6 protein-coding genes and 2 pseudogenes are annotated in these 4,492 nt (G+C 59.7%); 2 read left to right on the forward strand and 6 right to left on the reverse strand.

Translation table 11 applies throughout. The features are described from left to right. Positions 1 to 164 precede the first annotated feature (164 nt). Positions 165 to 1,040: pseudogene (locus P0X85_RS14880) on the forward strand (IS5 family transposase). Here the strand turns inward: P0X85_RS14880 and P0X85_RS14885 are convergent. The 3 genes and pseudogenes from P0X85_RS14885 to P0X85_RS14895 form a co-directional block, all read right to left on the reverse strand. Next, positions 1,013 to 1,585, reverse strand: a pseudogene (locus P0X85_RS14885) (phage tail tape measure protein); the annotation flags it as partial. The pseudogenes P0X85_RS14880 and P0X85_RS14885 sit on opposite strands and share 28 nt — an antisense overlap. A 51-nt stretch (positions 1,586 to 1,636) precedes the next feature. Beyond that, the gene (locus tag P0X85_RS14890) at positions 1,637 to 1,801 is read right to left on the reverse strand and encodes a DUF7697 family protein (RefSeq protein ID WP_420851849.1); all 165 of its coding nucleotides are present in this window, start codon (positions 1,799 to 1,801) and stop codon (positions 1,637 to 1,639) included. A gap of 167 nt (positions 1,802 to 1,968) precedes the next feature. Beyond that, positions 1,969 to 2,337, reverse strand: coding sequence for a hypothetical protein (locus tag P0X85_RS14895; RefSeq protein WP_173507361.1), 369 nt, complete (start codon positions 2,335 to 2,337; stop codon positions 1,969 to 1,971). 39 nt (positions 2,338 to 2,376) lie between these two features. Between P0X85_RS14895 and P0X85_RS14900 the strand changes: the two genes are divergently transcribed. Beyond that, complete coding sequence (locus P0X85_RS14900; protein WP_173507360.1) at positions 2,377 to 2,679, forward strand: hypothetical protein; 303 nt, start codon at positions 2,377 to 2,379, stop codon at positions 2,677 to 2,679. Here the strand turns inward: P0X85_RS14900 and P0X85_RS14905 are convergent. The 3 genes from P0X85_RS14905 to P0X85_RS14915 all read right to left on the reverse strand — a co-directional run. Further along, positions 2,673 to 3,614 (reverse strand): phage tail tube protein, encoded by a 942-nt coding sequence (locus tag P0X85_RS14905; protein WP_173507359.1) that lies wholly within the window; start codon positions 3,612 to 3,614, stop codon positions 2,673 to 2,675. The two genes, P0X85_RS14900 and P0X85_RS14905, sit on opposite strands and share 7 nt — an antisense overlap. 24 nt (positions 3,615 to 3,638) lie before the next feature. After that, on the reverse strand, positions 3,639 to 4,055 hold the full coding sequence (locus P0X85_RS14910; RefSeq protein WP_275815111.1) for an acyl-CoA transferase: 417 nt from the start codon (positions 4,053 to 4,055) through the stop codon (positions 3,639 to 3,641). Next, positions 4,052 to 4,492: DUF6441 family protein (locus P0X85_RS14915; protein WP_275815114.1), on the reverse strand; the 441-nt coding region annotated here is incomplete at its 5' end. The genes P0X85_RS14915 and P0X85_RS14910, both read right to left, overlap by 4 nt.

The raw sequence follows: 4,492 nt of genomic DNA on the forward strand, positions 1-4,492 counted from the left end.
CAGCATAACCACGAAAGCCGCCTGATCATGACCTCAGGCCATCTGGGAAATTACACCACCTTGACGGACGCTACCTCTCACGCCTTAGAGCCTGATTTGAAACTATTTGAGTGAGTTCAGTCACTTGTGATTCTGTTCGGTTGTAAGGCTGAATGGAGATCACAATGGCTTGGACTGAACTCACCCGTCGTCAACATGCCCGACAAGGCGGTAAATACGCAAGTGATACGAGCGATGCCGAATGGGCGTTGATAGCCCCTTTGACACCTCCGCCGAAGACCACTGGTCGGCCCCGCACGACGTGTTTACGTGACGTGGTCGACGCGCTCCTCTACATTGCAACGACCGGATGCCAATGGCGGATGTTGCCAAACGATTTTCCACCTGTCTCGACAGTGCGTGGGTATTTTTACGCATGGCGGGACAACGGCATACTCGACGACATGAACCGTAAGCTGGTCGAAGCTGCACGGTTGGCCGAGAACCGTAAGGCCGCGCCAACAGCGGGGGTCATCGACAGTCAGAGCGTAAAAACCACCGAAAGTGGAGGGGTTAGAGGTTATGACGCGGGAAAACGGATCAAGGGCCGCAAGCGACACATCGTAACCGACACGGTTGGATTACTGATAGGCTTGGTCGTTCACAGCGCTGGAATTCAGGACCGTGATGGCGCTCCCGATGTGCTGAAAGCGATCGCATCGCGATACCCATCATTGCGGCATGTGTTTGCAGATGGCGGGTATGCAGGGCCCAAACTTCGGGACGCGCTAAAGGCCCTCGGACGATGGACCGTTCAAATCGTCAAACGCTCTGACACCACAGCGGGCTTTGAGGTCCTGCCGCGACGCTGGGTTGTCGAACGCACCTTCGCCTGGCTAAACCGCTGTAGACGTCTGTCGAAGGATTAGGAAAAATCAATCGCGAGCGCAGAGGCTTGGATCCTCATCGCACACATCAGACGCGTGACACGGCATCTTGCAAGAAATGGAGAACGCTCAATTAGTTTTGAATCAGACTCTGAGGCCATGGCCTCGAGATAAAAGGTCAACTCCTGTTGACTAACGCCTGCGCGCTCGAGGCTATTGACGTAGAGTTGCAGCGCTTCCGGCCCCGAAAGCCGGGCGAACTGGTCCGCCGTCACCCCCACTCTTGGCGCGATGTTCTCGAAGAAATCCGCCATCGGACCGCCGCCCGTCTGCAGGAAGTCGCCGACGCGGTCGTTCACGTCCTTCAGGATATCGGCCAGCTTCTCTTGCTCGATCCCCACCGTGGCCGAGGCCGCCGACCAGCGCTGGAACACCTCCGGTGCCGCATTTGCAACTTGTGACAGCTGATCAATCTCATTGGCGGCAGCGACCGTCGAGCGGGTCATTGCAACAACAGCACCGGCCAAGGCGACCGCAGCAGCTGTCGCGGCAATCTTGGCGCGGCGCGCAAAAGCCGCCATGCGCGCATTGGCTTGATCCAGCTCCCGGCTCAGACGCCCCATACCCCGCGACCCGGCCGCACCAACGCCCTCCAACTCGGCGCGCACTTGCCGCCCGCCAGTCGCAGAGAGGCGGACGGAGACACGTTTTTCTGCCATGAGAGTAAGACCTCGGAATGCGATGATACCTCGTTTCCATTGGGAACGAGGTCAGGTTAGGCTTGATCCGGCTTGCATGGTTTCATTGATCTTGCGCACCATCATCGCCTCGATCGGCGGCAGGAGTTCCGCGATGATCAGGGGCGAGAGCCCGAGGGCTGTCCCAAGCTGAAGGGCAGCAGCCATATCCCAACCGAGGACAGCGCCGCCGCTCATCCCGCCGGTCACGCTTATCTGACCGCCGAGGCGCTGAACCAGATCCCAGACCTGCCAGCCCTCAAGTGTCAGCGGTTTGTGAAGGATGCGCGGACAGTCCGCACATACGGAGGGACAAGCCGCGCAATATTCACCGCCCCCGCCGAACTCCCAGTCGGCGAGAGCGGTCAGGCGTTTTTTTCCGCATCCAGTATCAGCGCGCCCGCGATATATGTGGTCTGGAACGCCTCGAAGATCGGCCAGAGCTCCAAAAGCGCGTCTATACCGTCCGGCGTGACAGACAGTGGTTTGCCCTCCGCGTCGCCCACACCCTCCCAATCGTGCACGACGATGCGGGCAACCGCCTTGGCCACGATGCGCGCGAGATCGTCGTTGGAGGGAGTATCTTCGCCCTCGGCCACCTGCGTGGCAGCCAGGATCGCCGGATCGCTGCGTGCGGCGAGCATGACCGCGGTGGTCAGAGGCTCTACAAACAAGCGGACGCCGTGGCCGAGATCTAGCCATTCTGGTTCCGTCGACAATCTTAAACGCAACATATACTGTTCTCCTATATTATCGGTAAAGGCACTGACAAAATGACGGACAAAGAGCTCATGGAAACATCCATTGCACTGGAAATCACGCGATTTCAGCGCGACAGCTTAAAAGACCAAATCGATCAACTCACTTCGCAACTTCAATCAACAACGCAAAGAGCCGAGCGCGCCGAAGCACGTTTGCACGACACCACGGTCATGCTGTCAAATCTCAGTATGCAGGCGACTGCTATGATCAAAATGTCATCAGTTTCTGAAGTATTCATCGAGGGTCGCGCCGTTTTAAAGCTCATAAATCCTGTCTTTGCTCCCTCCAAGGCGGTGATGAAGCGTCCTCAATAAGTTTCTCGATCGTTCACCAAGCTGACGGTGCACATACGCCCCATCACCGGATCGCTGGCCGCCTGCCAATCAAAAGTCGCCTGCACACCCTGCGGGCCTGAGATCTCAATGCGCGGCCGCGGTAGGTAAACGGCGTGGGCGGCCAGGGTCAGGGTTTCGCCAGAGGCAAGCGTGTAAGAGAACTCCAGCGTGCAAGGCTCGCCATTGATCGCTTGGGTCACCAAGCTTTGATCAGCAAAGCGCACGACCACATTGCCGGTGAGCGCTGCAATTGAGGGATCCGCCCCGTCGATCTTACCATCCGCCCGGATGGTCTCAATGCGGTCGAGATTGTTGGCGTAAGTAATATCGGCGGAGACAACGTTGCCGATATTGCCGCCATTGCGCGTAATAGCACCGTTGAAGTGGCCGAAGCGTTTCAGCGTGATACTGGCAGGCGTCCCGACGGACGTGGTCGAGGAAATTGTCTCGCCCTGGGCCACGATGCTGGCCGTAGCCGTCAGAAGTCCCGAGCGCGCCATTTGCCAGTTGAGACTATCAACCATGCAACCCGCATACATCGCATAACGTGGCACTTCCGGCATGCCCGTCTCGATTGAGAAGCTCGGGAGCGACCAGTTTCCGGATTGGAACGCATGGGTATAGGGGGCGTCGGCGCCAGTCGTGGCTGGTTCTCCAAAACATGCCTTGAGCCAAAAGCCAAAGGCCTCAGCATCGATCGGAACAACAACATTGCCATCCGCCGTCACCGCATCCTTAATCGGCGCCTGCGGATCGCGCCCGTAGCCCAAAAGTTCCGACGTCTGAAGCGGTTGCTCCGCGCCAAGCGTCGTGCTGGCGAAGGGCATTTTGGTAAAACCGCTCGCAGGCGGCATGCCATAGGTGGTCTCGAACGCCAGCGCCATCTGCGCTCGCGCCCCTTGGGCTCGTGCCATGGTGGTCTCCTCAGATTAGCGGGGTCAGCTGAGCGGGTCAGCCGTGGAATAGGACAGGATTACTGGGATCACGGCTGCCTTCAGGCCGGCCGCACCTTCAACAGGCAGATCGACCGGCTGCGGTGCTTCCGCCTCCACCCAGTCGCAAAGTCCGCCCAATGTTCGATCGGCTGCGACCGCCGCGCCAATGCAAGCGCAGAGTGTATCGAAGGCAGCATCACGGTTCGCGCCCTGCACGACCGTCTCTATCTCGGCGCGGTGCTGGTAGTGGTAGCGCAGCGGTGACAGCGTGACTTCGGGCTCTCCTGGTTCGCCGTCGCGCAGGATCAGCAAGCCATCGGTCGGCACACGCTCAGGCAGCACGTCGCCCCGCAGGGCGGTGGCAGGCAATATCGAAAGCCGCGCGTGCAGCGCTGTGAGGATGGTTTCGCGCGCACTCATAGTTTGGCCTCTACCCAATTTGCCACGATCAGTCCCGGGACCGTCGCCTGCGCGCGGTCAGCGTCGCGGGCCAGATTGAGCCGTTTCGCGAGCTTCACCTGTGGCACCAGCAGAAAGATCGGCACCGTGCTGCGTCCACGGCCGGTTTTTGACCGTGACGCAACGCCCAGCCCACGATTGTTCAGCCGCCCATCCGCCACCAACAGGCTCGGCCCCCTGCGTCGATAGACAAACCGCAGCCGTAACCCGCGCCGCCGTTCCCATTCGCCGGGGGTGATCCTACCACCACGGAGGCCACGACCTGCAGCAGGCGTAGGGATTGCCAGCCAGAACCCGTCCTTTGAGCGGATCAATGGTCCGGTGTCATGAGCGCCGACGATAACCGGCGCCTTCGACCAGACGAGTGCCGCAGCGTTCAGGCTCTCCCCTGACCTCGG

It is taken from the genome of Pseudothioclava nitratireducens, from assembly GCF_029210495.1.
GTDB classification, from domain to species: domain Bacteria; phylum Pseudomonadota; class Alphaproteobacteria; order Rhodobacterales; family Rhodobacteraceae; genus Pseudothioclava; species Pseudothioclava nitratireducens.

What these genes read in the sequence shown, in the direction of transcription:
- P0X85_RS14890 (WP_420851849.1), bottom strand. Translation starts at nt 1,801, where the DNA reads ATGAGCGGCGGCGCTGTCCTCGGTTGGGATATGGCTGCTGCCCTTCAG.
- P0X85_RS14910 (WP_275815111.1), bottom strand. Translation starts at nt 4,055, where the DNA reads ATGAGTGCGCGCGAAACCATCCTCACAGCGCTGCACGCGCGGCTTTCG.
- P0X85_RS14905 (WP_173507359.1), bottom strand. Translation starts at nt 3,614, where the DNA reads ATGGCACGAGCCCAAGGGGCGCGAGCGCAGATGGCGCTGGCGTTCGAG.
- P0X85_RS14900 (WP_173507360.1), top strand. Translation starts at nt 2,377, where the DNA reads ATGACGGACAAAGAGCTCATGGAAACATCCATTGCACTGGAAATCACG.
- P0X85_RS14895 (WP_173507361.1), bottom strand. Translation starts at nt 2,337, where the DNA reads ATGTTGCGTTTAAGATTGTCGACGGAACCAGAATGGCTAGATCTCGGC.